Origin of the sequence: Segetibacter aerophilus (genome assembly GCF_007991655.1) — a bacterium.
Lineage (GTDB): Bacteria > Bacteroidota > Bacteroidia > Chitinophagales > Chitinophagaceae > Segetibacter > Segetibacter aerophilus.
Genome location: NZ_BJYT01000023.1, coordinates 1 through 3,105, shown reverse-complemented (window position 1 = coordinate 3,105; position 3,105 = coordinate 1). Strand labels below are relative to the sequence as shown.

Sequence of the window (3,105 nt, the reverse complement as noted above, 5' to 3'; positions counted from 1 at the left end):
AGTCGCGTTGCAAGAACGAAGCCTAGCGGCTTGAGCTTTTGACTTTAGTTGAAACACAGTATGAAAAAATGAGCCTCCTCATCACGTCTACTTCAAATTGCTTTCTAAAAATTTAAAAAGCCTTTGCCTAATCCAATCTGCATCAAACATTTCTCCATAATGCGGGGCGTTTGGAACTACGATTAATTCATTTTTTACACCTGTAAGAGTCAACCAACTACTTAATAACTTGGACTGTGTATTCGGAACAGACTCATCCTTTTCGCCCTGCACAATAAAAAAAGGCGGATCGTCTTTGTCAATATAGGTAACCGGACTTGCACGCTTTGCAAGATCAGGTCGATCGATAGGCGTAGCACCCAAAAGTATGGCTACTGGATTTCGGGCATTATTAATAGAAGTATCCGGATTATTAAAAATTGCAATAAAATCAGAAGGGCCATAAAAATCAAGTACGCATTTTATTTTGAACTGGCCTTTTGATCCAGATGGATGAAAGGCACCAACGTTATTGTTGTTAGAAAGGGCGAGCAATGAAGCCAGGTGACCGCCGGCAGAAAATCCAATTAGGGCGATACGATTTTTGTCAAGCTTAAATTTAGCAGCATTTTTATAAAGAAAATCAAGAGCCTGGTTACAATCTTGAATCTGGGCGGGAAAAGGTGCAGTAGTGCTATACCTGTAATCAATAGATGCAAGCGCATAACCATTATCTAAAAAACCCTTAATCGTGTTTTTCATGTAACTCATGTCGGCGTACTTATCATTTAACATCCACGCACCACCATGAACCCAGACGATCAATGGAGTATTAGCTTTTGCATTGGCAGGAAGGTAAATATCGAGTAGGTGTTTTTGCAATGTATCGCCAGCATAGGCGATGTTGCTATGAGTAATGGTTCCGGCAGGAAAGATCTGTTCAATACGTGCGGGTGTTTGACCGCGGACCGTGTTAAGCGACACGCTTAAAATTATAAATAGAACCAAAGTTTTCAAGCAGTTTGTTTTCATTAAGCGTAGTTATTTACATCCAGCCAATTCGATGTTTTTAATTCCTAATTCCTAATTGCTAATTAAAGAATTTCTAATCAGGCTACCACCCAATTCCATAATCCTCTCCATTATTACTCGATCCACCCCAAAAACTACCATGTTTCCAATCGAAGTAAATCGCATTGATCGGTCCACTTGTTCGGTCTTCGAAAGTCATAATGTAGCCCATCTTCTGTAACTCGTTTCGTATTGCTTCCGGTGTATTAATGTGGAGCAAAATGTTTCCTGGTCTTGGCTTACGATCATCGTTTTTCATTCCACCCAACGACAGCCATAACTGATTTGTATTTATGTTAGCCGCTTCTGTTGCCTGCTGAACTGTCATTCCAAACTCTGCAACATTTAGAAAAAATTGCAAGAGGTTTTGATCCTGGGTGTCACCGCCTTGTACAGCAAATGATAAGTAAGGCTTGCCATCTTTTAACGCCATTGTCGGTGTCAAAGTAACTCTTGGCCGTTTTCCCGGTTCAACAACATTGAAAGGATTTAGAGTGGAGTCGAGGACAAAGCTTTGCATTCTTTGGCTCATACCTACTCCTGTGTTTCCGGCGATGCAAGCAGGCAACCATCCGCCGCTTGGTGTAATTGAGACAACCCAACCTTCTTTATCCGCCGCCTCTACACTGGTTGTGCCCATCCATAATTTCTCATGATATTCAGTCATACCCAGAGTATTACGAAGGTCATGTGTTGGAGCAAAGTTTCGTTTCGATGTATCAGGTTCAAAGCCCCTGCTTTTAAGCAATTGAACAAAAGGGTTCGTTTTTCCTTCAAAGGGATAAGGATCACCGGGACCAATACCCGGATTATTCTTGTCGAACGTAATAAGTGAAGCGCGTTGTTTCGCATAGTCCTTACTCAGCAATCCTTTAATTGGTTCTGCGGGTGGAAAGCGTGGATCTCCATAATAAAAATCGCGGTCAGCAAAAGCAAGACTCATTGTTTGGTAGATCGTATGAATATATTTCGGGCTATTGTAACCCATGCTTTTTAGATCGAAGTTTTCAAGTATGTTCAGCGATTGCAACAGCATAGGTCCTTGAGTCCATTGTTGCAGTTTATATACATCTATGCCTTTGTAATTTACTTTTAATGGTTCCTCTTCAACCGGTTTCCATTTTGCCAAATCCTGCATAGTAATTAATCCACCTTGCTCTTTACTTCCTCGAACAAACTCCTGGGCAATGTCTCCTTTGTAGAAGCGATCAAAGGCCGCCATGATAGCATCTTTTCGAGTCTTTCCTTTTTTCAGTGCCATTCTCTCGGCTTCCACCATCTTAGTTAGGGTTTGCAAGAGATCTTTTTGCACAAAGATTTCACCGGCTTCAGGCGCTTCCCTTTTTTCGCCTGTATGTGTTAGAAAGATCTTTTTGCTGTAAGCCCATTGTTTGATTGAGTCCTTATATTTTTCAATGCTGTTGGCTGTCTGTGCTTCTATTGGATAACCCGCCGCAAGTTGCATTGCGGGAGCCAGTACTTGAGCAAGGCTCATAGTTCCATAGTTTGCGAGCATATAACAAATGCCACCGGGAGTGCCTGGTGTTGTGGCAGCCAAAGGACCATACTCAGGTGGAAAGTTGTATCCCTTGCTTTTAAAAAAATCAACTGTAGCTCCGGTTGGAGCAACACCCATAGCATTGATAGCAATAACTTTTTTTGTCTTTGGATTGTAGATCAGCGCTTGTGTTTCTCCGCCCCAACTCAACACATCCCACATGGTACAAGTTGATGCAAGCATAGCGCACGCCGCATCAACGGCGTTACCACCTTTTGAAAAAATCATTGCGCCAGCGGTAGCAGCTAGAGGCTTACCTGTTATAGCCATCCAGTTTTTACCGTGAAGTGGTGGCTTCTGCGTTGTCTGAGCAATCGCAGGAATTGCACAAGTTGCCAGAAGTGCCGCTATCAAAAAAAATTTCATAACCAAAAATTGATGCTTTAAAGGTAATGGTAAGCGATCATTGCTTGCAGCCGCTTTCGACACCTTTTTTGCAAGTCAAATCAATTCATGTTAAAGCTCAAGCCGCTGGGCTTCGTTCTTGCAACGTGACT

2 protein-coding genes are annotated in these 3,105 nt (G+C 42.2%); both read right to left on the bottom strand.

Features of this window, described 5'->3' with window-relative positions; all coding sequences use genetic code 11:
- Positions 1-87: 87 nt before the first annotated feature.
- On the bottom strand, positions 88-1,011 hold the full coding sequence (locus tag SAE01_RS20190) for an alpha/beta hydrolase (RefSeq protein ID WP_147205621.1): 924 nt from the start codon (positions 1,009-1,011) through the stop codon (positions 88-90).
- Between the two features lie 82 nt (positions 1,012-1,093).
- Positions 1,094-2,974, bottom strand: coding sequence for a gamma-glutamyltransferase family protein (locus tag SAE01_RS20185; protein WP_147205620.1), 1,881 nt, complete (start codon positions 2,972-2,974; stop codon positions 1,094-1,096).
- Positions 2,975-3,105: the final 131 nt, after the last annotated feature.

Bases quoted from the DNA above. Each gene is read 5' to 3' on its own strand.
- SAE01_RS20190 (WP_147205621.1), bottom strand. From the start codon at position 1,011: ATGAAAACAAACTGCTTGAAAACTTTGGTTCTATTTATAATTTTAAGC.
- SAE01_RS20185 (WP_147205620.1), bottom strand. From the start codon at position 2,974: ATGAAATTTTTTTTGATAGCGGCACTTCTGGCAACTTGTGCAATTCCT.